Annotated in this window: 15 protein-coding genes and 1 rRNA gene; 10 read left to right on the top strand and 6 right to left on the bottom strand. The window is 44.3% G+C overall.

Features of this window, described 5'->3' with window-relative positions:
- Positions 1-112: 112 nt before the first annotated feature.
- Positions 113-631 (top strand): hypothetical protein, encoded by a 519-nt coding sequence (locus CLV98_RS19610; protein WP_109677172.1) that lies wholly within the window; start codon positions 113-115, stop codon positions 629-631.
- Entirely contained in the window at positions 628-1,539 is a 912-nt protein-coding gene (locus CLV98_RS19605) for a helix-turn-helix domain-containing protein (RefSeq protein WP_109677169.1), read from the top strand. Before CLV98_RS19610 ends, CLV98_RS19605 begins: the two co-directional genes overlap by 4 nt.
- 38 nt (positions 1,540-1,577) lie before the next feature.
- Here CLV98_RS19605 and CLV98_RS19600 read toward each other — a convergent pair whose 3' ends face one another.
- The 5 genes from CLV98_RS19600 to CLV98_RS19580 all read right to left on the bottom strand — a co-directional run bounded on the left by CLV98_RS19600 (position 1,578) and on the right by CLV98_RS19580 (position 10,821).
- Positions 1,578-2,138: a sigma-70 family RNA polymerase sigma factor gene (locus CLV98_RS19600; RefSeq protein ID WP_109677167.1), complete on the bottom strand. Its 561-nt coding sequence runs from the start codon at positions 2,136-2,138 to the stop codon at positions 1,578-1,580.
- A 209-nt stretch (positions 2,139-2,347) separates the two neighbouring features.
- A complete protein-coding gene (locus tag CLV98_RS19595; RefSeq protein WP_158281299.1) occupies positions 2,348-4,462 on the bottom strand; it encodes a copper amine oxidase in 2,115 nt (704 codons plus the stop codon).
- A 54-nt stretch (positions 4,463-4,516) separates the two neighbouring features.
- Entirely contained in the window at positions 4,517-6,010 is a 1,494-nt protein-coding gene (locus CLV98_RS19590; protein ID WP_109677163.1) for a SusD/RagB family nutrient-binding outer membrane lipoprotein, read from the bottom strand.
- A 17-nt stretch (positions 6,011-6,027) separates the two neighbouring features.
- Positions 6,028-9,582 carry a SusC/RagA family TonB-linked outer membrane protein gene (locus CLV98_RS19585; protein ID WP_229203472.1) on the bottom strand — a complete coding sequence of 1,185 codons (3,555 nt, stop codon included), beginning with the start codon at positions 9,580-9,582 and terminating at the stop codon, positions 6,028-6,030.
- A gap of 186 nt (positions 9,583-9,768) precedes the next feature.
- Positions 9,769-10,821, bottom strand: a complete 1,053-nt coding sequence (locus CLV98_RS19580; RefSeq protein WP_109677161.1) for a FecR family protein — start codon at positions 10,819-10,821, stop codon at positions 9,769-9,771.
- 463 nt (positions 10,822-11,284) lie between these two features.
- Here CLV98_RS19580 and CLV98_RS19575 point away from each other — a divergent pair, with 463 nt between their 5' ends.
- From CLV98_RS19575 to CLV98_RS19550, 6 genes are all read left to right on the top strand, one after another.
- The gene (locus CLV98_RS19575) at positions 11,285-14,626 is read left to right on the top strand and encodes a DUF4175 family protein (RefSeq protein WP_229203471.1); all 3,342 of its coding nucleotides are present in this window, start codon (positions 11,285-11,287) and stop codon (positions 14,624-14,626) included.
- A 258-nt stretch (positions 14,627-14,884) separates the two neighbouring features.
- A complete protein-coding gene (gene ybeY, locus CLV98_RS19570; protein WP_109677159.1) occupies positions 14,885-15,298 on the top strand; it encodes an rRNA maturation RNase YbeY in 414 nt (137 codons plus the stop codon).
- Between the two features lie 54 nt (positions 15,299-15,352).
- Entirely contained in the window at positions 15,353-17,215 is a 1,863-nt protein-coding gene (gene mnmG / locus CLV98_RS19565) for a tRNA uridine-5-carboxymethylaminomethyl(34) synthesis enzyme MnmG (RefSeq protein ID WP_109677157.1), read from the top strand.
- Positions 17,216-17,218: 3 nt separating this feature from the next.
- The gene (locus CLV98_RS19560) at positions 17,219-18,106 is read left to right on the top strand and encodes a class I SAM-dependent methyltransferase (protein WP_109677155.1); all 888 of its coding nucleotides are present in this window, start codon (positions 17,219-17,221) and stop codon (positions 18,104-18,106) included.
- Between the two features lie 67 nt (positions 18,107-18,173).
- Positions 18,174-19,787: an Ig-like domain-containing domain gene (locus CLV98_RS19555; RefSeq protein ID WP_229203470.1), complete on the top strand. Its 1,614-nt coding sequence runs from the start codon at positions 18,174-18,176 to the stop codon at positions 19,785-19,787.
- A gap of 432 nt (positions 19,788-20,219) precedes the next feature.
- Complete coding sequence (locus tag CLV98_RS19550) at positions 20,220-22,037, top strand: tetratricopeptide repeat protein (protein WP_229203469.1); 1,818 nt, start codon at positions 20,220-20,222, stop codon at positions 22,035-22,037.
- A 129-nt stretch (positions 22,038-22,166) separates the two neighbouring features.
- Here CLV98_RS19550 and thrC read toward each other — a convergent pair whose 3' ends face one another.
- Positions 22,167-23,480, bottom strand: coding sequence for a threonine synthase (gene thrC, locus CLV98_RS19545; RefSeq protein WP_109677152.1), 1,314 nt, complete (start codon positions 23,478-23,480; stop codon positions 22,167-22,169).
- A gap of 683 nt (positions 23,481-24,163) precedes the next feature.
- Here thrC and pruA point away from each other — a divergent pair.
- Together pruA and CLV98_RS23795 are read left to right on the top strand one after the other, a co-directional pair.
- Positions 24,164-25,795 (top strand): L-glutamate gamma-semialdehyde dehydrogenase, encoded by a 1,632-nt coding sequence (gene pruA, locus CLV98_RS19540; protein ID WP_109677150.1) that lies wholly within the window; start codon positions 24,164-24,166, stop codon positions 25,793-25,795.
- A 970-nt stretch (positions 25,796-26,765) separates the two neighbouring features.
- A 16S ribosomal RNA gene (locus CLV98_RS23795) occupies positions 26,766-26,849 on the top strand; the annotation flags it as partial.

Raw genomic sequence — 26,849 nt, 5'->3', positions numbered from 1 at the left:
ACATGCAGGGCCATTCCGGACCTTTTCCTTGATCGAAAAGATGCTTTAAAAAATCACAAAAAGATTAACAAGAGGCCGTATATTAACCAATATAAATCATAAAAACACCGTCATGGATATTTTAAAAACAGCAACAGATTGGGCAAAAGCCGAACTTTTTTCGACCCCATTTTTCATAGTATTTGGAGGGCTCTTTTTGGCAGCTAGTATGGGATTTTGGCAGTTAGGAAAAACCGATATGGCCAAAGCCTACATTCTCCCCACTTTGGTAGCCGGTGGATTGTTAACAATCATTGGGCTTGGATTATTTTTTACCAATAAATCAAGACTAACACAATTTGAAATGGCTTATAAATCAGATGCGCCGGCTTTTGTAGCAGCTGAACTCAAGCGGGCCGATTCAACTTTAAAGGAATACAAAACCATAGTATTTACGGCCATTCCCCTGTTTATGATGGCTTGTTCCCTCGTGCTTTTATTCGTCCATTCACCAGTTTGGCGCGCCAGTATGATTACCACTATGGCGATGTTGGTGGTCATTTTGCTCATTGATGGTACCGCACATGCCCGAATCGATAATTACAACACGCAGCTATTGAAAGCTCAACAGGAATTAAAAAAAGCAAGATGAAACATTTTAAAACATTATCCGCCTACCTTGAATACCTAGAGCTCCCAAGGCCAGAACACCCCATGTTTAGTGTCTTTAAGGCCATTGATAAGGGTTTTCTGCCATGCCCGAAGGAGAGTTCACCACCAATTACCAATGAATGCTACTCCATAAGTTTTAAGAAATTCGTTAAAGGAAGCCTAACTTATGGACGCAGCAAATATGATTTTACAAATGGTGTTTTGTTCTTTATTGCTCCAAGGCAGGTCATACAATGGGATAAAAGCGTAGTGATTGAACAAAAAGGTTTTTCTATCAATTTTCATGAAGATTTTCTGAAAGGTTCTGAATTGGCGCATCAGATTAAGAAATACGGTTATTTTTCCTATACGGTCAACGAAGCCCTCCACCTTTCTCCAAAAGAAGAAAAACAGATAGAATCTATTGTGGAAAGTATAGATATGGAATACCAGAACAATCCAGATGAATTCAGCAAAGACATTATTATTTCGCAACTGACTACACTCTTAAAATATGCCAATCGGTTTTACGAAAGGCAGTTTCTCAACCGAAAAGAGCTATCCAATAATCTATTGGAGCGTTTTAATCAGCAATTAGAGAGCTATCTGGACTCGGGACAGTTAGAAGAGAAAGGCATCCCTAGCATTGAGCAAATCGCCGACCGACTATCGGTATCGCAGCGCTACCTCAGCGATACATTAAAAAAAGAAACAGGAAAAACTTCGACAGAACATTTGCAATGGTATCTGATTGATGAAGCCAAAAATATTCTATTGAACCCCCACCTAACCATCGCAGAGGTAGCCTACAAACTGGGTTTTGAATATCCGCCCTATTTTTCAAGGCTATTCAAAAAGAAAATAGGCATAAGTCCAACGCTATACCGGGAGAAATATGAACTGAACTAGGTTATGAAATACGTAGGAACATGCCCCCCCTCCCCAGCCTACTTCAAAAATACGGTCAATTCCTTACGGAGTATCCGCATGGCCTGGGAGATCTGAGCCTCTACGGTTTTAACGGAAGTGCCGAGTTCCTCGGCCACTTTTCCATAGGTAAGCCCTTTTTCTCGATTGAGGAAGAAAGCTTCCTGGACTCTTTTGGGCATTTTAGTTACGGCAACTAGGTAAGCATCATGTAGGTCGTCACGATCTAAGGATTCCGCCAAGTTATTGTCGGCGATCTCCATATGGCTCAAATGCTCTTGAAATACGAGGTCCATTTGCTTCCTCTTTTCGATGAATCGCAAAGCCTGATTCCGCGCCGATACGACCAAGTAGCCTGTAAAATTTTCTACTTCATACTCCTTTAACCGGTCCCTATTTTCCCAAATTTTAGCAAAAATTTCTTGAATCCAATCTTGAATTTGGTTGGGGTCCTGGGAGTATCTCCCTAATACCCGAACCAGCGTAGTGTAATTTCTTTCAAATAATATCTTGAATGCTTCTCCACAACCTTCCGATAGAAGCAATGATAATTCTCGGTCTGGAAGTATAGATTTCCTCATATTTTCTACGCTAGCAATAAAAAAACTGATGGGGTTATTTATATAAATTTAAGCAATCACAGCCCATATAAGAAACATCCGAATATATAATTTTAGGCTGTAAACCAGAATGTTAGCAATGTACAATTTAACTGGTCGATAATACTATACGCACAAAAAAGGAACAAGCGAAACGCTCATTCCTTTTTGATCTATAATCCGGAAAATCTTTAATTTTTAGTTTTCGTGGTGGGCAACGGCGTGACGCATACGGGCAAGTTATTGATAGCAGCTAACTCAAAGGCCCTAGATAAGGCGTCCTTTTTAGCCGCCAACTTATCTTCTTTTAAGTCAGGCATCTTCACGGTCGGGTTTTGGTCGAAGAAACCGTAAGGCATCAAAGTAAACTTGATATAATGGGGAGCCATAATGGGCCACTCTTCGGGCCGTACGATATGAGTAATCCCGGCTACATACCACAGCACTATATCCTTGTCTTCGATATCCCGATCCTGGGCCGTCCAAGTTGGAAGGCCAGCGTCTTGCATATTACTAGCAGGATATTTACCGGCGGGGTATATTTCATTTTCATTGAGGGGGGTTACCCACATATGATTTTTGAGAAAACCAGCACGTCGTAATAAGGAGGCCTTTTCATTGACCAAGGGTTTCACTCCCGCACTTGGCATCAGCATATACGAAGAATGGTGTCCAAAAATATCGGTTTTGGCATGATTCATAAACTTCCAATGCCTTGCGGTACCCGCACTAATGGATCGCTGAGCCTCCTTCTCCGTCTTAAAATCGACCATTTGAGTCACCATCGAGTTGTTATAAGGATTGGATGGACCAGACGGAACGGCTATAGTATTCATTTCCCCGGCCGTGTTGATGGGCCCGTCTACATCCATATCCAAACGGAATACAAAGAAATGCTGATGATTGACCGCTTCCACGTGTTCGCTTACTAGGGTTCCAAAATAACTTCCCTGATAAGTCTCATCTTGCGAACCAGGAAGGTCGTTAGTCCGATGAACCCCACGAATTTGAACGATACCATTCAATTCGGTTACAATATCGATATTACCATCCTGTTTGAAGACCCATTTGAACCCATAATCATAGTTTCCGATGGTGGTGAAATATTTAATAGCCAGATTCGTGGCGGGAACGCTCACTTTATTATGTCTCCACAAGGGACCATCCAGCTCTTCGTAAATAGCCGCTGCCCGCTCAAAGGGAGCTACTTTACCCGTATCGTTTTGTATCACCGTAGACAAAAATGTAGCATTGGCGGGTACATCCGAACCCGGAACCATGGGCCTAGCCCGGCTTTGGCCTAGCCGATAAACACCCACATCAAAAAAGTTATTTGAGGCCGTTTTCAGATCGGGAGAGCCGTAGTTTACGACCATCTCGGGCATAGAACCTCGGTACATCACCGAGCGCCATTCTCCGTTGTCAAGGAAGGAAGCCTGATAAATAATGAGTCCCTCCCGAGCACTAATTCCATATCGGAACTTCCAGTTGTTCCATATCACCTCATGCCCCTTTATTTCATAAGTTACCCCTTCCGGTTGCTGTATTTCTATAGGCTTGGTATCTGGAGTGGTAGAAATAGCCGAATCTTCTTTAAAATAATTGATATTCATAGGCGTATCGAAACCCACCCCATCATCGACGACCTTAAGGACTTTACGGTCGGTAAGATCTACAAAAGCGGCCAATCCGGTTATTCCTAAATTCCTAAGAGACTTATTCTTATAGGTAGCCGATACCACTTCCTCCCGATGTTCTTTGGGGCCTATCCCCATATCGCCAGCCGTATTGGTTCGATAGCTGATCGAATCCAGAGATATCCCTCTTTTTTCCAAGGCGGCTACCCATTCTTTATTGGCGGGCATTATTTGACTGAGTACAATGGAATCGGCCTTAAAACCGAGCAACCCTACCGGCTGCTGCCCCACCATGGTGTCTATTTTAAGTACCTGTTTGCCATTCAAGTCCACTTTTATTTCTAGCAGTAAGTTTTTAGGAAAATCGTAGACGCTCGCCAAAGCCTCTCTACGGAACCCTTTTCCTGATTCATACGCCAGTACCTCAGCCTTAGGTGGCTCGGCTAGGCTGATAAATGAGAAATACCGGTCCTTGCCAAAAAGTTTTTCACCTAATAATATCTCTTTCACCATTTTAATTTCAATGGAATCGAGAGGGTCCAGTGGATGTGCGTAGCGAGGGTCCGAGGCAGAGCTATCCCCTGAGGCCGTCGAAGTTTCGCATTGGCTAAAGAACACGGTGGACCCGATTAAGGCCAGTACCGAGACAATCAAGCGTAGTTTATTCATAAGAGTAAAGAAAAAGTTGATATAATAAATTGATATATTGGGCAGTAACATGGGCTATTCTAGGTCCCACCAGATCCTCGTTTCAAGCAAATCGGCTCCTTGGCGTGCAATGGCTTGGGCATAGTTTTCACGATTCAGATTTATTTCCTCTAAGGGATAGCCCCTTCGCCGGGGAATACCTCTACCGTTGGCAGCATCGGGAGCAGGTAATAATTGCGGATAATCCAACCTGCGCCATTCGGCCCATGCCTGCACCCCCTGCATATAAAATGCGAGCCACTTTTGTTCCCCAATGGATTTGGCATAGTTCGCTTCGTTAAAAGTAACTTCTGACTTGGCCAGGTAAGGGGCTATATCCTCCTCATCCACTCCCCAATAGCGCATAGAAGCAGCAATGGCATCGTTATATAAGGTGGCCGCATCGGCGGTTATCCAGCCTCTTGCGGCGGCTTCTGCCTCTATGAAAAGTACCTCGGAATAGGACATCAAACTACGTTGGGCGTCGGCAGATAGCACTTCTAAGCTCGGGAAGGAAACATTCTTATTCCCAAAACTTCCTGCTACGGCGGCACTCACCCCATAAGGAATCCCGGTATACTGTCCTCCATTATCAGGAATTTTGGCATATTTTGATATTCTGGGATCCTCAAGAGCCAATAGCTGATCGATGAGGGTATTGGCGACAGCTAGGGTAGGAGTACCCACATAATAGCTGTAGTACCAGGGGCTGTAGTTAGGTTGAGCCGTCAGGTATTGGAAGCTGGCACCTTGTTCATTGGAGGTAAATACCCCACTAGCAAGAGCTTCTGTCACCGTTTTTTCGGCCAAGGCAGGATCTACTTTCGACATCCGCATACCGATTCTCAGTTTTAGAGACTGAGCGAATCGTTTCCAGCTGGCCATATCACCGTCATAAATAATATCACCTTGGATTTTACCCGCCTCTAGGCTCATTTCGGCCGTTGCTGCATCCAGTTCGGCAATCAAATCTGCATAGATATCCGCTTGAGGGTCATATACTGGGGTAGGGAAGTCTAGGCCCTGTACCGCCTGAAAATAAGGGATATCCCCCCAAATGTCGGTAAGGGTATGGAAGGTCCAGGCACGCATGATACGCGCAACGGCTATCTGGTTCTGGTTAGGACCCGATAGGGCCGCATCTACAGCAGTATTGGGATCGGTATTGAGCCGGATCAACTCATAAAGATCTGTCAAGCCCCCCTTATAAATCGTAGAAAAATCACTCTCGATGTCAACATAGCGATCCTCTTCGGTATAGAGTGTGGAAGACCACATCTGGATGTAGCGCATGCCCATCACATCCTTTCCAGAGGTATTGGCCATCCCAAATATCTCTTTAATCAAATTCTGTTGGGCACTACTTAGCAAGTAGGCCGACGGGACTTTAGTAGGATTATTTGGGTCAATATTTAGTTCTTCAAAACCGTTGTCACATCCAGTCCAAAACACCAGAAAGAAGCCCAGAATACAGACCCGCCAGCTGGCGCGCATCAAGTAAAAAAATTGGTTGTTTTTACGTAAATTCATAGCGGTAAGACTTTAGATTAGAAGGAAACATTAAGATTGAAGCCCAAGGAACGCACACTAGGCAATTGAGCCGATTCAATGCCCTGTATATTACCCGAACCCAGGGTCGTTTCAGGATCAAACAAGTCAGTATTCCTTAAGAAAACTGCCAGGTTACGTCCTACTAAGGATAGAGATAGGTTCTGGAATGGCGTCTTGCTGATCCATCTTTTGGGTACACGGTACCCTACTCGTACTTCTCTTAGCTTAATAAAAGACCCGTCGAAAACGCTCGCTTCATTTATATTTCTAATGTCTTTCCAATAGTTCTGAGCGTCAATATAGGTGGTGTTAGGCTCTCCACTTTCCAACACCCCGTCGGCCCGCCATCCTCCGCCTTCACTTACAGGAGAACGCTGCAGATTGCCCTTGTCGTTATTACCGGCCGTTACGGCTAACAGTCCGGCATAGGTTCCAGTAGCATTGGTCACCGAGTATATTTTGCCTCCTTTGCGAAAATCGACTAGAGCGCTTACAGTAAGGTTCTTATAGCTAAAGCTGTTGCTCACCCCCCCTGTAAAATCGGGCAGGGTGTTGCCCAATACTTTACCCGTCTCCTTCATATAATACCCATAGCTATCCACCAATCGCTCTCCTTGGTCATTGAGTTTAAAACCAGTACCAATTAAAGCACCGTAAGACTGGCCTACTCTAGCATTGATAGACAGGTTACGGTAAGAAGTGGCTAGCTGATAATTGTCCTGTCCATCGGCAAGAAACACCACTTCGTTCTGATTGCGGGCCCAATTCAGGACCACATCCCACTTAAAGCCATTATCTGCTTTCACCGGAGTACCTGTAAGCATCACTTCAAAACCTCGGTTGGTAATCTTACCAGCATTTACAATGGCATACCCATAGCCCGTGGTGGAGGAAACTGGTAAATCCAGAATCTGATCGGTAGTCGATACAAAATAGTAGGTGGCATCGAAGCCAAGACGGCTACCAAAGAATCTCAAATCCGTACCGATCTCGTAAGAATGCGTTTGTTCGGGCTTTAAGACGGCGTTATTGAGCACGTCGGGAACATTAAAAATTTGATGACTCCCAAAAGGAGTATTTGGCGAATAGGTAATGCCTAGCCGATAGGGGTCAGTATCGTTACCTACCTTCGCCCAGCTGGCTCTGAGCTTGCCAAAAGAAAGGAAATCCCAATTGGAAAGAAGTTCGGAGAATACTACGCTCGACGAAGCGGCGGGATATAAATAGGCATTGTTGTTGATAGGCAAAGTAGACGACCAGTCGTTTCGTAAAGACCCTTCTAAATATAGCAGGTCGCGAAAGCCCACCGTCGCACTCCCATAGACACTATTGACCGAACGAGCTCGATAATAATCCGTAATATCGGGGCGATCGACAGAGGCCTGAAGGTTGAAGAAATTGGGCACATTCAACCCCCCATTGGTGCGGCCGTAATTTTGGTTGTATTTTTCTCTTCGGGCATTCGCTCCTACATTCATAGCAAAGCTAATATCAGTACCCAACTCCCTGTTATATTGAGCTAAAAACTCATAATTGTATTCCTGAACCTTCCGGTTGTCGGAAAGATACATGCTTCCATTGACATGTCCTTCAGCCGTTCTTTCCTGGATACGATGATCATAAAAATCGGTACGGGCAAAGCCGGTTACTGTTAGATGGGGCGTAACTTCATAGGCCAGTGAAATATTCCCAAAAATTCGCTGCCGGGTATCATCACTGTAGTTTTCATAGAGCTCAAAATAGGGGTTGTTCCAGTAAAAACCAGTTAAATCATCGGGACCTTTCAGGTTCCAGTTTCGCAAGGAGCCGTCGGGAGCCCGATAATCCCGCATCGCACTCAGGTCCACCTGTCGTTGAAACCAAGTACTAAAGGAGGAAACCACACTCATGGCACCGGTACCGGTATAATCGCCAGTAACCGGTCGGCCATGCAAGTAAGTATTGACATAATTGGCTTTTACTGATGCCGTCAACTTAGGCGAAAGTTTCGCAGAAGAGTTGATACTAAAGGTATTGCGCTTCATGCTGCTATTCGGTAACGTACCCTTCTGATCCACATTGGTATAAGAGATACGTAAGTTGGCCTGCTCTCCACCAGCCACCAGCGCAATATTATTGCTAAAAGTTTTACCAGTAAGGTAGAAATTCTTTACGTTGTCGGGATGCGCGACCCAAGGGGTGAACTTACCGTAGTTCTCACCCGGAAAAAAACTATCCCACTGTCGTACCAGCTGCCCGTCCAGCTTGGGGCCCCAGCTCTCATCGGCCGATAAGTTGACTACCGGATCACCATTATACGTATCGAAGGTCTGCTTAAATCCACCACCATATTGATTCTGATAACTTGGAAGCATATATACCTTGTCGAGGGTGGTACTCGAGTTGAAGGTAATCCCTAACCCTTGCTTCCCTTGCCCACTTTTGGTGGTGATGAGGATTACCCCATTCGATGCTCGAGAACCGTATAAGGCCGCTGCACTGGGACCTTTTAGTACAGAAATAGAGGCGATATCATCGGGATTAATATCTTGGGCGGCATTTCCATAATCGCGCCCCCCTTGTCCCGACTGCGTGTCCACCGAGTTGGAGCTAGAATTATCCATGGGGGTACCGTCCACTACAAAAAGCGGCTGATTATTGCCCGACACAGAATTAGAACCACGAATGGTAATCCTGGACGATCCGCCAATATTACCGGATGCTCCGGTAATCTGAACCCCTGCAACTTTTCCTTGCATTGAGTTTACAAAATTGGTCTCCCGAGCCTCATTGATGCCTTTGGTATCGATATTTTGGATGGAATAACCCAGCGACTTTTCTTCCCTGGCAATCCCCAAGGCGGTCACTACCACCTCCGACAAAGCATTCACATTTTCTTGTAATTGTATATCCAGCTTATTTTGGTTGGTTATTAGTACCTCCTGAGTCACATAGCCTATATAGGAAAATACGAGCACTCCCCCTTGGTCGGGGAGCTCGAGCCGATAGCTACCATCGGCCGCAGACACGGTTCCTAAATTGGTATCCTTCAACAAAATATTAACTCCCGGTATACCTTCTCCATTCTGAATATCCGTTACCGTTCCTGCTACAACCACCATGGCTGGTATATTATCCGGATGCTTCACCGAGGATTCCAAACGCATACTAGTGGGCTCTGTGGCCTTTGGGGTATCTTTAACTTGCTTGGGCTTGGTGGGATACAAAATGTAGAATCCCTCTCCCGATTTGCGATAGGAAATATCATATTCCTTTAAAATCTTATTGAGGCTATGTTCCAAGACGGCCTGTTTTTGAACATATTCCTGAACCGAGGCATTGACTCGTAAGTCCTTCAGTATGTCGGTAGAATAGGCAATAGATACCCTGTACTTAGCTTCTACTTCTTTCAAATAGTCTTTCAATAACACCCCTTGGGGTTGGCGCTTCGAATGTGGCGTCTTAGGGACATCCAGATTAGCAAAGGCAGTATACGACTGTGCCAGTAAGGGCGCTGCCATAACCATCAAGCCCGCCGTCAGAAAAAATAAGGTTCTTAAAGTTGTCTTCATATTTAGATGAGTAGTTAAAGGTGCGGTATTTTTGGACATAGTTGGTTATGGTCCTTTTTTCAAAAGAACCATAAGGCTCAAACTCGCTTCCAAGTTGTTCTCCCTTTCTTATAGTGTGGAGAATTAGAAAAAATTAAAACCTGTAGGAATTAACCGGATGCGGCCCAGCTCCCCTTTAAAAATCACTTATTCTTGCTCTGTAAATAGTATGTCCTTCTCCCGTTTTACGACGCGCAGGTCAAATAAACTAGCGATGTATTCAATCAGTTGATTGGTGCTTATGTTCCCCGTTGGGATTGAACCCGACACGGTATGCTTCAGTAAGGAGGTATTGCTCACCGCCACTTTCACCCCATAGCTCTGCTCCAATCTTGCTAATAGAGATTCCAAAGTGGTGGCATCCAATTCCCATTTGCCATGTACCCAACTTTCGAACAAAGCAGGATTGACTCTGGTTTTGCTAACGATCTGCCCCCCATTTCCTTTATTTATGGCTTCCACCAAATCCCCCGGGGTCAGTACTATTTTCTCTTTTTCTCCATTTTCATTCCAACCAAAAGCGATGCTTCCGGTTTTTAAAGAAACTAGACTTTGACTCCCACGTTGCGACACATTAAAGGTGGTGCCAAGCACTTGAACGGACTTCCCCTTGTCGAGGTATACTATAAACGGATCGTTGGCGAGGGTATGCCTAACATCGAAAAACGCTTCACCTTCTAACCAAACCTTTCGTGGAAAGGATTGTTGCAGAAAAGAGGGTAATTGATATCCTAAATAACGTAAACTGCTGTTACCATTCATGACGACCACCGATCGATCGGGTAGCACAACCCGACTTACTTGCCCATAGGCCGTAGTAAAATCGACCGACTGTCGACTCCACGACCAAAATACGATAAACCCACAAACCAAGGCTACCGAGCAAGCGATCTTGGCCCATCTCAGCCTGTTTCTGTTGGCCTTCTTTTCATGGGACCGGTTATCGTATAGCGGCACAATAATCGGATCAATATTAAAGTCTGCGGCCATGGGTATCGCTAAACTCTCCCAAACAGCACTCCTTTTGAGGTCTATTTCCTTTTGCAAATCCTCATCTATGGACGCTGTTTGCGCCAGCCAGTGCAAGGCCTGTTGTGTGTGATTCGGATCGCTTTTAAGCCACTGCTCCACCTTAACACTTTGTTTGTTGTTGAGTTGGCCGTTGAAATAAAGCAATACCAATGCTTTAGTTACTCCCATTATTTGGTTCCTATTAGCATGAGGAGCATTAAACCCAAGTATAATATTTTGCTCTACAACTATACTGATACGAAAAGCAACTGTACACCCTTATATCTCCAGAATAAAATTTTATTATTTTTAAAAAAAACCTTTTTTACCTACTCCATATGACCTGGCATCAAAGATTCTCTAACCTATCGACTCGATGGAAAGCCTACCATTACTATGTCTTAACTCGTTTACCATCGATTTCCTTGACTTGGCGGCCCTTACCGATTTAAAAAAACCTGCAAAATGAAATATAAGGAACGAAATAGGTAAATTACAGTTTCAAATGGTATATCGACGCAACCACAAATTATTTTTTAATTTACTAACAGGATACCGTAAATATACTAGCCAAACCGTATCCGGAAACGATTTCAGGTACGTTACTAAGATCATAGACGTTTTAAAAATATAAAGATAATACCCATCAACTATGGCAACAGACAATACCGGAATGGGTGGACTACTGGGTAGGATACAAGAATACCGACAGAAGTATTACCAAAATAGGCTACTCAAGGGGCTTATTTGGTCCGTGGCATTGCTGCTAACGGCCTACTTGTTTGTCAATACCCTAGAATACTATGGGCGTTTTAATTCGTATATAAGGGGTAGCTTATTATTTGGATTCCTGGGAGTTTTAGCCTTTTGTATTTTTCAATGGGTCATACAACCCCTCATCCATTTGTGGGGAATTAAGCAACCTCTATCCGATGAAGATGCGGCACTTCAGATAGGCCGTCACTTTCCAGATATCGGAGACAAACTCTTAAACACCCTCCAGCTGCAACATATTACGGGAACCCAAACCGACCTGATCGAAGCCAGCATACGTCAGAAGTCGAACCAGTTGCTGATCGTAAAGTTTTCGGACGCCATTCATTTTAACGAAAACAAAAAGTGGCTTAAATATACCCTCTATCCACTAGGAGCTATTGCCGCAATCCTGTTATTCAATCCGACTTTTTTTACAACAAGTTCCGATCGTATCATTCATTTTCAGAAGAACTTCACCTATGCCCCTTTTACTTTTAAGATTGAAAATAAGGAGCTAAAAGCTTTCAAAAACGAAGACTTTGACCTTCAGCTAACCCTTGAAGGGGAGGCACTCCCACAGGCCGTTTATATCCTTCAAAATGGCAGCCGATTCAAACTCAACAAAGTCGATGAGCTGCGGTACAGCTACCAATTCAAAAATGTACAAAGGGACATTCCATTTTCCTTGGAGGCTGCAGGTTTTACTTCCGACGACTATACGCTACAGGTCCTGGCTAAGCCTTCCTTACTATCTTTCGATGTTCGACTGCAATACCCGGCCTACTTGAAAAAACCCAGCGAATCACTGAAGAATGTAGGCAACCTCACCATCCCAGAAGGCACTCAAATAGAATGGACATTCAATACGGCCGAAACGGGTGATTTGGCCCTTAAGCTACAAGGAGATTCCACTCTATACAGGGCCCAACAAATAGAGAGTGGCGGTTTCAGAATCAAGCAGAAGGCGGTGAAGTCGACGGCCTACCAGATGTTGCTCACCAATGACGACGCCCATATTCCAGAACCTATTTCCTATGCCATACAGGTCATCCCCGACCAATACCCCAGCCTTACGCTGGAGAATTTTCAGGATACCACCTTGTATAATTATTTCGTGCTAGGAGGTACCATTGGAGACGATTATGGTTTTTCGAACTTGAAACTTCATTACGCCTTACAACGCAAGGACGAGAAGGCCGCGTCTCCCAACAAAAGCATCCCCATACCGTTCAATAATGGAGTCAATAATCAAAGCTTTTTCTTTCAATGGTATGTAGATAGCCTCCAGCTAGCCGCCGGAGACCGGATCACCTACTTCGTACAGGTATCCGACAACGATGGGGTAAATGGCCCGAAGAGCACCCGATCCAGATCGGTACAGTTTACGGTTCCCAGCAAAGATGAATTGGCTGCCGATCTTAAAAAATCGGAAGAAGCCACCCAACAACGAATGCAGTCGGCCTTGCAAAAGGCCCAAAGTCTGGAAAAGGATCTGAAAAAAATTGATGACCGCCTCAAGCGCAATAAGGAATTCGATTTTAAAGAGCAAAAACAAATGGAAGATCTGCTCAAGAAACGAGAGGAGCTCATCCAGGAACTTAAAGACCTACAGGAACAAAATAAATCGACATTTGAAAAGGCCAGGCAGTTTAACCAACAAAGTCCAGAGCTACAGGAAAAAATAGAAAAGCTACAAAAGCTCATGGACGATTTGCTAGACAAAGACACCGAAAAGCTTTATGAAGAACTAAAGAAGCTCCTGGAGAACAAGCAGAGCGAGCGCCTAAACAGTACCCTGGAAAAGCTGCGCAATAAAGAACAAAACTTAGAGAAGGAACTGGAACGCACTATGAAGCTCTTTAAACAGATGCAGCTAGAGCAAAAGGTAGAACAACTCGCCGAAAAACTGGAAGAGCTAGCCGAGCAAGAGGAACAACTGTCCGATAAAACCCAAGAGAATGGAAAACAACAGCAAGGAACTCAGAAGGACCAGGAACAACAGAACCTAAGCAAGCAGCAACAGGAAATTAAGGAGGAATATGAAAAGGCCCAAGAATCTATTAAGGAAATAGAATCGCTGGGTGAGGAGATAGACCAACCCGTAGACACTCAAAAGGAAAGCCAAAAAGAGGCCTCTGAGAGCCTCCAAGAGAGCCAGAAGCAGTTGGGCCAAAAGAACAGCTCAAAAGCCTCACAGTCTATGAAAAAAGCGGCCAAAGCCATGAAGCAAACCGCGCAGGCTATGTCGGCATCGATGGAGTCGATGGAAATGGAACAAATGCAGGAGGATCTAGATGCGCTGAGGGATATCCTCGAAAACCTGATCACGCTTTCATTCGATCAGGAGCAGCTGATGAAGGACTTCAGAGGAGTAAGCTTACAAGATCCGCGATTCGTAAAATTGGGACAGCAGCAGCTGAAGTTACAAGACGATGCCAAGGTAGTAGAAGATAGCCTCTATGCGCTGGCCAATCGGGTACTACAAATCCAGACCTTCGTGACCAGAGAGCTCAACGATATGAAGGGCTATATGGACGGTAGCATGACCAATATCCGCGAACGCCACTTGCCGGTGGCCACGGCTCAGCAACAGGCCGCCATGACCTCCATGAACAACCTGGCCCTTATGCTCAGCGACGTGCTCAACCAAATGCAAGAGCAGATGGCGATGGCCATGCCGGGGGCTGGAAAAGGTAAAAAAGGAAAACAAAAGAGCCAGCAACCCGGAATAGGGGAGCAGCAAGAAAAGCTCAATGGGCAAATGAAACAATTGGGATCGGGACAGGAGGGGCAAGGCAACCAGTCCGAACAACTGGCCCGTATGGCGGCCGAGCAAGCGCGGATCCGTCAGATGGTGCAGGACTTGATAAACGCACAGAAAGGAACCCCTGGAGGCCAGCAGCTAAAAAAGGAGCTACAAGAAATTGCCGACAAAATGGACCAAACCGAAACGGACCTGGTCAACAAACGCATCGGCCCGGACTTGATCAAAAGGAACCAAGAAATAAAAACACGGTTACTAGAGTCCGAGAAAGCCATGAAAGAGCAAGATGAGGATCAGCAACGCAAGGCTCAAGCGGCTAGGCAGCTCCCTAGAAAACCTCCTGCGGCCTTCGAAAAATTTATAAAAGAAAAAGAAAAACAGACGGAGTTGCTTCGTACGATCCCCCCCACATTTTCCCCCTATTACAAAAAAGAGGTGGACCAGTACTTTAAAAAATACGAATCGGTAAATTAAAATAATCAGGATTCTTGGTACCAGAAACGGATTCGTACTCCATGGTATCAAGAATCTTTTTTATCCCCTCCACCACGGCTATCCTCCCTTTTTACGGCATAAATGGCCCTCCCTAAGGACTTGGAGGCGCCTCAATGTAGTTCCCTACCCAAATTCCCCCCATTAAGTTTATAAACTACTTAGTATCTTTGCGCTAATTTTCATTTCAATTCGTTCTAAACGAATATATTACCATGACCTTTTCACGTTATAATATACATGATTCAGTTCTTCCAGGAAGAAGTCGCATTTGACATACCGAAGCCAGTCAAAACAAAAAAATGGCTCACAAACACCTGTGTATCAAACGATTATAAAATCACAGAACTTAATTATATTTTCTGTTCGGACGATTACCTATTGGAGATCAACAAGGAATACCTCGATCATGACTATTATACCGACATTATCACCTTCGACAACAGCGAAGAGGAGGGCATTGTGGAGGGTGATATTTATATCAGCATCGACCGGGTCAGAGAAAACGCCGAATCATTTGATAGCGACTTTGAAACCGAGCTGAGGCGGGTATTGGTACATGGCCTACTCCACCTACTTGGTTTTGACGATACCACTCCAGACCTAAAGCAGGTCATGCGCGCCAAAGAGGATGAGTATCTCTTATTATTTTAAAAAATTTCCACGTGGAACACTTCACAAAAGTGAATCCACAAAAAGTAAAATACTATGTTTCCAGAATATGACGTCATCGTAGTAGGTGCCGGACACGCCGGATGTGAAGCCGCAGCAGCCGCAGCTACCATGGGGTCCTCGGTACTGCTGATCACCATGAACATGCATACCATCGCACAGATGTCCTGCAACCCCGCCATGGGAGGCGTAGCCAAGGGGCAGATCGTCCGGGAGATAGACGCCCTCGGTGGACAGTCCGGGATCATTAGCGACCGGACGATGATCCAATTCCGAATGCTAAACCTTTCTAAAGGTCCGGCGATGTGGAGCCCCCGATGCCAAAGTGATCGAGTACTTTTTGCCCAAGAATGGCGCAATACCTTGGAGGAAAATCCCAGGGTGGATTTTTGGCAAGACACCGCCAAAGAAATAGTACTCGAAGACGGCAAGGCCTGCGGGGTCGTTACGAGCTTAGGCATCACGATCCGATCCAAATCCGTAGTCCTTACCAATGGTACGTTTTTGAATGGTCTGATCCATATAGGAGAGAAGCAGTTTGGTGGGGGACGCACCGGGGAGAAATCGGCCACCGGATTGACGGAACAATTGGTAGGCCTGGGCTTCGAATCGGGGCGTATGAAAACAGGAACTCCGCCTCGGGTTGATGGACGCTCCCTGGACTATTCGAAAATGGAAGAACAACCCGGAGACGAAATACCCAGCAAATTTTCCTATACCGATACCCAGCCTTTGGCCAAACAAAGAAGCTGCTGGATTACCTATACCAACGAGGAGGTTCATAAAGTCCTTAGAACTGGATTCGAAAAATCGCCCATGTTTTCGGGTCGTATTAAGGGAATCGGCCCACGCTATTGCCCTTCGGTAGAAGACAAAATCAACCGGTTTGCAGACAAAGACCGCCATCAAATATTTGTAGAACCAGAAGGATGGGACACCGTAGAGGTATATGTCAATGGCTTCTCCACCTCCCTGCCCGAGGATGTACAGTACGCGGCCATGCGGAAAATTCCAGGCTTCGAAAATGCCAAAATGTTCCGTCCTGGTTATGCGATAGAATACGATTACTTTCCGCCGACCCAGTTGAAGTCGACCTTAGAGACCCATTTGGTTTCCAATCTATTTTTTGCGGGACAAATCAACGGAACTACCGGCTACGAAGAGGCCGCTTGCCAAGGCCTTATGGCGGGTATCAACGCCCACCAAAATGTGCACCAAAAAGAACCCTTTACCCTTAAAAGATCGGAGGCTTATATTGGCGTACTCATAGACGATCTGATCAATAAAGGCACCGAAGAGCCCTACCGCATGTTTACCTCAAGGGCCGAATACCGGACCCTTCTGCGCCAAGACAACGCCGATATCAGGCTTACTGCCAAAGGACACGCCCTGGGCTTAGCAAGCCAAGAAAGGCTAGAAAAAGTGCAGGAAAAAGAAAAACAAATGGCCGAGCTATCCGAAAAGCTAAGCCAACACAAATACCAACCGGCCGAAATCAACCCGGCGTTAGAACGTCTCGACACCTCATTGATTCGAGAAAAAACCTCCTTGTACCAACTTCTTAAGCGGCCTCAGATCACCATTGCCAAAATCCTGGAGGCACACCCGCCAATACAGGAGCTATTGGAAGGCTATACCGCCGACGCTATCCTACAGGCCGAAATACATTTGAAATACGACAGCTATATAGAAAAAGAAATGCTGCTGGTAGAGAAAATGAATAAATTGGAAGACCTGTCCATTGTCGAAAATTTCAATTATGACGCCGTAACCTCTCTCTCCTATGAGGGCCGGGAAAAATTAAAAAGAACGCGGCCTACCACCATCGGACAGGCCTCCAGAATAAGCGGAGTGAGCCCTTCCGATATCTCGGTACTTATGCTATTTATAGGACGATAAAACATGGAAAAAATAACCAATTGCCCCATATGCTCCACCAATAGTTTTAGCAACTATTTGAACGTAGAAGATTATACCGTATCCCATCAGGAGTTTAAGATACAACAGTGTAATGCCTGTCATTTTCTGTTTACCAACCCGCGTCCGGCAGAAGAAGAAATAGGAGCGTTTTACCAATCAGAAAACTATATATCGCACCACGACGAGGCCAAAGACTTGATGAGCCGCGCCTATAATCTGGTCCGCGACTATACCCTCCATCAGAAACTAAAACTCATCAACGGCCTCGTACCATCCAAAGGAAACCTACTCGATATGGGTTGTGGTACCGGTAGTTTTTTGCAGATCTGTAAGCAAAACGGATGGACCATTAACGGAACAGAACCAGACCCCCAAGCCAGAAAACAGGCCCAACAAAAGACGCAATCGGAAATTGTAACACATATTGACGAGCTCCAAGGAGACTACGATATCGTAACGATGTGGCACGTTCTCGAACATGTACACCGGCTCAACGAAACCATAGACTGGCTCCGAAATCGGGTAACGGCTAAGGGAAAAATCATCATTGCCGTGCCTAATCCCGGATCTTATGATGCCCAACATTACCATCGGTTTTGGGCCGCTTACGACGTTCCCCGACATCTGTACCATTTCACTCCCTCCACAATGGATAAGCTTCTACAAAAACATCAGCTGAAGATAGAGCGGATAGACCCCATGTGGTTCGACTCCTACTATGTAAGTATGCTAAGTAGTAAATATCAACAGGGGAGTACAGGCTTAGCCGAAAGCCTTAAGGTAGGCTCCTTATCGAACTGGAAGGGCCGTAAGGGACCCACACAAGCGTACAATACCTCGAGTTTAATATATATTGTATCCCCTCAATAAATCGATCACTCATCACTAAAACCCTCAATACCCCAGTGTCGTATTGGGGGTTTTTATCTTTACAAATATGATTTTAAGAACCGTATTCATAGCCGTTATTAGTCTGCTTATCTTTGGCCGTTGCGCCCAGGTAGTGGCCCCAACAGGAGGAAAAAAAGATTCCTTAGCCCCCATATTGCTCCAAAGCTATCCTCCGAATCGAACCATTAATTTTAAAGATAATAGGGTAGAACTGCTTTTCGATGAATATGTAATCGTGGACAACCTCAACCAGAAACTGGTGATAACCCCGGAGGCTGATAATCCATATTCTTACAAATTAAACGGCGAAACCGTCATCCTTAACTTCAAAAAGGAATTTGAAGATAGCACGACCTATACCCTCAATTTTGGAGATGGAATTAAGGATTATGCAGAGAAAAACCCCGCCAAAAACCTAAAACTAGTTTTCAGCACTGGACCCAAGCTCGACTCGGGTAGGGTATACGGAAAGGTTAAAGACGTAAAAACCAATCAACCCATCCTCGATGTATTGGTAGGGTTGTATCTCCCTACCGACACACTAAATCCGGCTAAAACGAAACCCTATTACTTCTCTAGAACCGACAGCTCCGGCATATTTAGCATCGAAAACGTTCAGGTAAAAGCATACCGACTCATAGCCATTGAAGATAAGAATAGAAATATGCTCTATAATGCAAAAGACGAGCGTATCGGCTTTTTAAAAGAAAATATTATCGGAGATGCCGACTCCACCAATTACAACCTTACCATGGCCATTTCCGATAATACCCCCATCCGTATCCAACGCACCTTGCCCAAAGTCAATAACTATACGGTAGTGTTTAACAAAGGAATAGAAAAAGCGAGGGTGAGCTTCGAAACCCCCGATAGCCTACCCCATATCCGCGAAACCAACCAGATCAAATTCTTTAACATAGAACCCCACTCCGACACGGTAGTTGTAAACCTCCAGGTAACCGACTCTTTGGGTACAGATAGCACCTTTCAACAGAAAATTGCCTTCCAACAACAGAGGGGAAAAACACCGCAAAAAGAACCCTTTACCATGGCAACGGAGCCGCAAAATAATAAGCCATTGGCCAACGAATTTAGCTATTCGTTAAAATTCAACAAACCCATTGCCTTTCTCGATGCCGATTCCATCCGACTCTATACCGATAGCGTCACTTATATACCGCTTACAGATCTAAAACAAACCTGGAACGATTACCATAACGAGCTAAAAATAGAAGGAAATACCAAGGCTATAGACAGTCTGAAATGGCAAATTCCCTTGGGTGCTGTCATCAGTGTAGAACAAGATACTTTGCCACTCACCCATTTGAAACATCCTGTTTTGGATCCAGAGGACTACGCAACCCTATCGGGCACCGTCCTAAATGCAGACTCGACCACCTCGGTAATCATCGAGTTGCTCGATGAAAAATACCAGGTTGTTAAGCAGACCTTCCAATACCCCTACCATTTTATCCACATTCCCGAAGGAAAATACTACTTACGACTCACCCTTGATAGCAACCGCAACCAAAAATGGGATAGTGGGAACCTAGAAAAGGGGCTTCAACCCGAAACCGTGATTTTTTTACCTGAAAAATTACATCTCAAAAGCAATTTTGAGATTAGTGGCATTGATATTACCGTGGATAATCCACAATAAACCTAAAACTTATGCGCAATATGTGGATAAGTATGTGAATAAGTTCGAAAATCTGTGGGAAAACGACTGAATTTTGTGAACAACCTTGTGGATAACCACGTATATATGTGGATAAAAACGTGGAGCGTCACCTACAGTGGACAATTCACATCCAACTCAGAGTTAACAGCCCGTTGATACACTATAGATTCTGTGGATAACCAAAATTACGCAATTCCTATAGTTATACACACTATGATGTCGATAATTAAATGCATATCTTGTAAACCAAGCACTTAAAAGTGGAAAGTAACTAATAACTATGTGGAGAAACCCACATAGTTATCCACAAAATGTGAATAACTATGTGCATCTACAGTGAATAAGCTATTTATCGACATATCCACAGGGCTAGAGAAAGATAATAAAAAAGGAAAAAGATTTTTTTCTATTATGAAAAGGGAAATTATAAGGGGAGTTATTTATAGTTTTTTAATTTCCGGGGCGGCCGGCCCGGTGCTGGCCCAGAGCGAGCGCCAGCTGGCCGAGGAATACTTTAAAACGGACGATTGCGCCAAGGCTACTGCCCTCTATCAAACCTACCTTCAGGACGATTTCGATATGCTTTCCCTCAGGCATTATACCGAATGTAGTATTCGGCTGAAGGCCTGGAATGAAGCTGAAAAGCTATTTAAAAAACAAAGCAAGGCCAATGGACCCGAGTCGAGCTGGTACCTATTGTATTGGGGAGTGCTGTTAGAGGGCCAAGGGAAGGCCCAGGAAGCCCTCAAAAAGTTTGGACAAGCCATAGAGCGTCCTAATATAGGGATCGATCAGAATCGACAATTGGCCGAAGAGTTTCGCCGTTTGCAACATCCAGAATTGTCACTGGCTGCTCTTAACGATGCCCGAACCAAGGCTAAGCGGAGTGATCTCTTTCAGCTAGAGGTGGCCAGTATCTATAAAGAACTGGACGAGTCCGAAAAAATGATCGATGAACTCCTTTCGTATGGTACCCGCTATCAGAACATCCAGATCGTTCAAAACATGTTTCAGGACTTCCTCAAAACCGAGGAAGAGCAATTGTTATTAGAGAAGATTCTGTACGAACGTATCCAGGCGTATCCTAACGAGGGGTTTTATAGTGAATTGCTCATTTGGTACCAAATACAAAAGAAGGATTTTTATAAGGCTTTTATACAGGAAAGAGCACTGGATAAACGCTTTAACTATAAGGGAAAAAGGCTGTATAACTTGGGGATGCTGGCCCTACAGAATCAGGATTATGGCAATTCGGGATCTATTTTCGACTACCTAGTCAAGGAGCATAAGGGGGAGGAAGTCTACCCCATAGCCCGCCGATTGGCCATCTTTGCCCGGGAACAAAAGGTACGGAATACTTTTCCGATTAATAAGAAAGAGGTAAGCAAGCTCGTGGAGCAGTATCAGAAGCTCCTGGAGGAGCTCGGGGTGGACGATAGAACCGTGCAGGTATTGCGCAACCTAGCCCATTTATACGCCTTTTATCAGGACAATTTCGATGATGCCATAAAGGCCCTCAATCAGGCGATAGTTGCCGGGAGTAAGGAATCCAGCTTTGTAGACCATTGCAAGCTGGATTTGGGCGATATATACCTCTTAAAAGGGGAGCCTTGGGAGGCTTCTTTGCTTTATTCTCAGGTAGAAAAATCGCAGAAAGACGATCAACTAGGGTACGAAGCCAAGCTACGCAATGCCAAGCTCCATTATTATAAGGGAGATTTTGACCTGGCCAAAGACGTACTCAATATATTAAAAAAGGCCACTACCCGCGAAATCGCCAATGACGCCAATGAACTTTCGTTACGGATCATGGACAACACCGGACTCGATAGTAGTGAAACGGCCATGGGGGAATATGCCAATATTGAACTGCTGATATTCCAGAATAAAAAGTATCAGGCTTTGGATAGCCTCCAGGCTATGCTGACCAGGTATCCCCAGCATAGCCTGACCGACGAACTATTATGGTTGAGTGCTAAAACTTACATTACCCTCGACAGCAATCAGGCCGCATTAAAGAATCTAGAAATCCTCACTCAAAAGTTTGGGCACGATATATTGGGCGACGACGGCCTTTTCGAAATGGCCAGGCTCTATGAGGAGAAATTCCAAAACAAGGATGAAGCCATGAGGCAATATCAAAAATTGCTGGAGCAATACCCCGGCAGTATTCATATTGCCGAAGCACGAAAACGTTTTCGAAATTTGAGAGGGGATCTGGTCAACTAGTCTCCCATTAAAAAAAAGAAGGGGCGTAATTTTCAAATTAATGAAAATTACGCCCCTTTTCCTTTGTTTGTAGCGAGGGATCGTACGTGTAGAATTGCTACAGACGATTCTAATCGGCTTTGTTTTTGTCTATTTTTTGCTTAAAGTGCTGATTAGTAAATCTTTAAAAGATATAAAGTCGGATGATAACTTAGTGGCTGTTTTTGGAAGAGAAAGCAGTTTTTGGAGTCGTTCTGGCACTTCTATGCTTTTTCCCAGTGTTTGCTCTACCAAATCGATGAATTTGGCCGGATGGGCCGTCGATAGAAAGACACCCACAAAATCGGAGTTACTTTCTTTTCGATAAGCCTCAAGTCCCAGGTAAGCTACTGCCGTATGGGGACATGCTATATATTCTAAAGCATCATTCAATTCCCGCATGGCATCTCGGGTTTGGGAATCGTCGAAATAGTAACCCGATACTTTTTCTCTAATCAAATTCAGATCTTCCTGGAAGAATCGGGTCAGGCGGACAAAGTTACTCGGGTTGCCCACATCCATTGCATTGGATATGGTTTCGATAGACGGCAAGGGATTGTACGTTCCCGATTCCAGATAACGAGGTACCGCGTTATTTTTATTAGTAGCCGCCACAAAATGTGCTGCAGGCAGTCCCATACGGAAGGCCAGAAGGCCTGCACTCAAATTACCAAAATTTCCACTCGGCACCGCAAAGACGATGGGCTTGCCCAGCTGCTTAAGTTGCGCATAGGCGGCAAAGTAATAGAAGGACTGAGGAATGAGTCGGGCAATGTTGATGGAGTTGGCCGATGCCAAATTAAAGCGCTCATTGAGCTCCTGATCCAAGAACGCCTCCTTCACTAACTTCTGACAGTCATCGAAGGTACCGTCTACTTCTAGAGCCTGTACGTTATGACCCAAAGTAGTCAATTGTTTTTCCTGGATGTCGCTTACCTTACCACTCGGATAAAGTATGGTGACTGAAATGCCGGGTACATCGAAGAAGCCCTGGGCCACGGCTCCCCCCGTATCGCCGGAAGTAGCCACCAATATATTGAGCTCCTTATTATTACGTTTTAGGAAATAGGACATCAAGGCGGCCATAAACCGAGCTCCAAAGTCTTTGAAGGCCATAGACGGACCATGAAACAATTCCAAAACATATACATCCTCGGATATTCTCTGGGTGGGAGCTTCAAAATCGTAGGCCAAATCGATAATCTCCACTACCTCTTGACGAGTAAGGTCGTCGGAAAGGAGGGTATGAGTTACCTCTATCGCTATTTCCTTAAAGGTCTTATTTTGAATATCGTCCAGAAAAGCCTGGGACAGGGAGGGAATATGCTCGGGCATATACAGACCATTGTCGGGTGGTAGGCTCCTAAAAATAGCTTCCTCCAGCTTGGCTTTATGACTGCTGGTTTTTGTACTATAGAATATCATTTATTATTTTCTTTATTAATTCAAACTGGCCCAACATGCATGGCTTTAAGTGATAAAAAATGTAGTTATCTAAAATTAATATAGTTAATATTCTATAGATTAATTATATTAATTTTTTACACTGTTGGTAAGGTGCTAAGCTTTTCAAAATACTATGAAAGCATGCATGTAAGTGCAAATTTAAGAACTTCTAGCAACAACGAATCACTTACGCTGGATGAACTTTGCAGTATTATCGACCCCATCATTAAAAAATACCCTGATTTGCGGGATGATATACCCTTTATCAAAACCGAACTGAAACGTATCTACCAGGATTTCCCCGCCCCATGACCAATGAGTAGCAAATAAAAGAAAAGGCGGATATTGAAGGGAGTGCCGTAACTTGGCCAATAACGGGAGCAAAAAATCACCGCAGCATTTACGTGTTATACTTTTGGATACCTTGTTATAGGAGAAAAATCCGGGTATAGGGAATACTTTTTCTGGGTTTGTGGTCTAATATTTTCAGCGCGTCGAAAAATAATAATCCTTGACGTACTCAGTTAGAAGGTGAGGGAAGGCGCTTCTTTACCTTGTAGGGAAGCTACAAGTTTTTGGTATGATACTTATATTGTCTATATTATTCTTTATAAATTAGGAATCAATAAGCACTATCAATCTTTAATTCAAAGCAAAAAACCATGTCAATCGGTAAATTCAATGTTCCTGAGCTTCGAAACGAACCAGTGAAAAGCTATGCTCCAGGTAGCCCAGAGACTATTGTGCTAAAAGAGGCCTTAGTGGCAGCCAGATCGAAACAAATTGAGATTCCTCAATACATAGGTAACCAGGAGATTTTTTCTGGAAATAAACGGGTCATTTCTCCACCACACGACCACCAACATATATTGGGGTACTTTCATGAGGGGAATAAAAAGGATGTGAGCAGTGCCATAAGTCAAGCGCTTCATGCCGCCAAACCATGGGCAGCAATGTCATGGGAACAGCGTGCAGCTATTTTTTTAAGGGCTGCTGAGCTTATAGCTGGTCCGTACCGCGCAGAAATTAATGCGGCTACCATGCTAGGCCAGTCTAAAAATGCCTATCAAGCCGAAATTGATGCTGCTTGTGAATTCATCGATTTTTTAAGATTGAATGTAAATTTTATGCAAGAAATTTACGAGCAGCAGCCGGTATCATCGGAAGGAGTTTGGAACAGAATGGAATATCGTCCGCTCGAAGGTTTCGTTTTTGCAATTACACCCTTCAATTTTACGGCCATTGCGGGTAATTTACCCGCGGCACCCGCATTAATGGGTAATGTAGTGGTATGGAAACCCGCATTTACACAAGTTTATGCTGCAAATGTCATCATGAAGGTATTTAAGGCGGCAGGCCTCCCCGATGGAGTAATCAATATGATATTGGTGGATGGGCCAGCCGCTGGGGATATTGTTTTTAGCCATCCCGATTTTGCTGGAATACATTTTACAGGAAGTACCTCGGTTTTTAAAACCATTTGGAAGACGATTGGCAACAATCTGGATTGCTATAAATCCTTTCCAAGGATTGTAGGAGAAACAGGAGGCAAAGATTTTGTGTTGGCTCATCGATCGGCCCATGCGAGAGAAGTGGCGATTGGACTTATCAGAGGTGCTTTTGAATACCAAGGGCAAAAATGTTCTGCCGCATCACGCGCTTATATTCCTACTAATTTGTGGGAGGAAGTAAAGTCGATCATGCTTGAGGAACTGGCTACTATAAAAATGGGTGGGGTTGAAGACTTTGGTAATTTTGTAAATGCGGTTATAGACGAAAAGTCTTTCGATAAAATCACGAACTATATCAACGAGGCTTCAAAAAGTGATGCAGTAGAAATAATAACGGGAGGGGGGTATACCAAGGAGCATGGCTATTTTATTGAACCAACGATATTGCTAGCCAAGGAGTCCAATTACGTGACCCTATCCGAAGAGATTTTTGGACCCGTACTGACGGTATTTGTTTATGATGAAAATGACTTTGAAGGCATCATTCCTATTATAGATGCTACATCCCCCTATGCTTTGACGGGTGCTATATTCGCTACCGATCGATATGCTATTCAATATGCCACCAAACACCTGGTGAATGCCGCAGGTAATTTTTATATCAACGACAAGCCTACGGGAGCCGTAGTAGGACAACAACCCTTTGGGGGAGCCAGGGCATCGGGCACCAACGACAAGGCCGGGTCTATCTTAAACCTCCTGCGGTGGGTGTCGCCCAGGGTAATCAAGGAAACGTTTGTTTCACCCAAAAGTTATCAATATCCATTTTTAGCGACCGAATAGCCTTTTGAAGCTAATAAGAGGGGCCAAGCTATTTATATGAGCTTAGCCCCTCTATTTATAGTGGATAAGAAGCTATTTCCAGCATATTCTCCATCTAGGATCTTAGATAGGCTTATTACGAACAAAGTCATTGAGCACATCCTTCAATTTTTGTATTTGAGCCTATTTGGAGTATGTCTGGCATACTTAGTATCGGTTTGACCAATAATTGGCCTGTACGGCGGAATATAGCTATTCCTACTTATAGGAATGCTCATCTCGTAATCCTATATAATGGCTTAAAGTTCGAAATGTTTTTAGAGTTTGATAAAAGATGGTGGAGTGTCCTTCGATATACCTATCATGTGGCCAGCTACATTTATTATATGATGGGGAATTTGGGAGGACATAGAGCAGGGTAGTCTAAATGTTTTGATTAGGGGCAATACGGACCTGGCTAACTTTTAAGGAATCTTTAAGGATGAAGCCTAGGTATACCGACTATTGCCAAATGAACCCCCCCGGCTTGGATAGGTAGTGGTACGAGTAAGCTAAGAGAAGTTGAGGGTAGGACCATATTATAGTAATAAAAGGAAGTGGCAGGTAAGTAATGGGGCCAGGTCTTTGGGGAGTACGGAGGGCTGCAATCCTGGCAATAGATAGCTGAGCGGATCTATTCCTAAAAAAAGGTAAAAGTTTTTTATCGGGTAAAAGGGCCAAAAAGGGGGATTTTGTGGTATAATGATTATATAAATTTATAAAGAATAAAGAACTTTAAAAAAAGTGAATATTTTTTTTGCCCGTCTTATGTATTTCTAAAAATCTTTCCTACCTTTGCAATCCCAATCGCAGACGGCGAAACAGAAAAGAGAGAGAGAAAGTCGCAATTGGCCTAGTTCTTTGACATGATGAGATAAACCAAGAGAGTAAGAAATACTCGTATTTAGACATGGTTGTTTTTCGAAACAGCCAAACTATTAATACAAAATTTACAATGGAGAGTTTGATCCTGGCTCAGGATGAACGCTAGCGGCAGGCTTAATACATGCAAGGCGAGGGGTCACTTCGGTGGCAC

The organism is Dyadobacter jejuensis (genome assembly GCF_003149085.1).
In the GTDB taxonomy this organism is placed as follows: Bacteria; Bacteroidota; Bacteroidia; order Cytophagales; family Spirosomataceae; genus Dyadobacter; species Dyadobacter jejuensis.
Note: the sequence above shows the minus strand (reverse complement) of the source record. Positions and strands in the feature narration are given on the sequence as shown.

Excerpts from the sequence above, each read along its gene's own strand:
- CLV98_RS19610 (WP_109677172.1), top strand. The coding sequence starts at position 113 with ATGGATATTTTAAAAACAGCAACAGATTGGGCAAAAGCCGAACTTTTT.
- CLV98_RS19605 (WP_109677169.1), top strand. The coding sequence starts at position 628 with ATGAAACATTTTAAAACATTATCCGCCTACCTTGAATACCTAGAGCTC.
- CLV98_RS19600 (WP_109677167.1), bottom strand. The coding sequence starts at position 2,138 with ATGAGGAAATCTATACTTCCAGACCGAGAATTATCATTGCTTCTATCG.
- CLV98_RS19595 (WP_158281299.1), bottom strand. The coding sequence starts at position 4,462 with ATGAATAAACTACGCTTGATTGTCTCGGTACTGGCCTTAATCGGGTCC.
- CLV98_RS19590 (WP_109677163.1), bottom strand. The coding sequence starts at position 6,010 with ATGAATTTACGTAAAAACAACCAATTTTTTTACTTGATGCGCGCCAGC.
- CLV98_RS19585 (WP_229203472.1), bottom strand. The coding sequence starts at position 9,582 with ATGAAGACAACTTTAAGAACCTTATTTTTTCTGACGGCGGGCTTGATG.
- CLV98_RS19580 (WP_109677161.1), bottom strand. The coding sequence starts at position 10,821 with ATGGGAGTAACTAAAGCATTGGTATTGCTTTATTTCAACGGCCAACTC.
- CLV98_RS19575 (WP_229203471.1), top strand. The coding sequence starts at position 11,285 with ATGGCAACAGACAATACCGGAATGGGTGGACTACTGGGTAGGATACAA.
- ybeY (WP_109677159.1), top strand. The coding sequence starts at position 14,885 with ATGATTCAGTTCTTCCAGGAAGAAGTCGCATTTGACATACCGAAGCCA.
- mnmG (WP_109677157.1), top strand. The coding sequence starts at position 15,353 with ATGTTTCCAGAATATGACGTCATCGTAGTAGGTGCCGGACACGCCGGA.
- CLV98_RS19560 (WP_109677155.1), top strand. The coding sequence starts at position 17,219 with ATGGAAAAAATAACCAATTGCCCCATATGCTCCACCAATAGTTTTAGC.
- CLV98_RS19555 (WP_229203470.1), top strand. The coding sequence starts at position 18,174 with ATGATTTTAAGAACCGTATTCATAGCCGTTATTAGTCTGCTTATCTTT.
- CLV98_RS19550 (WP_229203469.1), top strand. The coding sequence starts at position 20,220 with ATGAAAAGGGAAATTATAAGGGGAGTTATTTATAGTTTTTTAATTTCC.
- thrC (WP_109677152.1), bottom strand. The coding sequence starts at position 23,480 with ATGATATTCTATAGTACAAAAACCAGCAGTCATAAAGCCAAGCTGGAG.
- pruA (WP_109677150.1), top strand. The coding sequence starts at position 24,164 with ATGTCAATCGGTAAATTCAATGTTCCTGAGCTTCGAAACGAACCAGTG.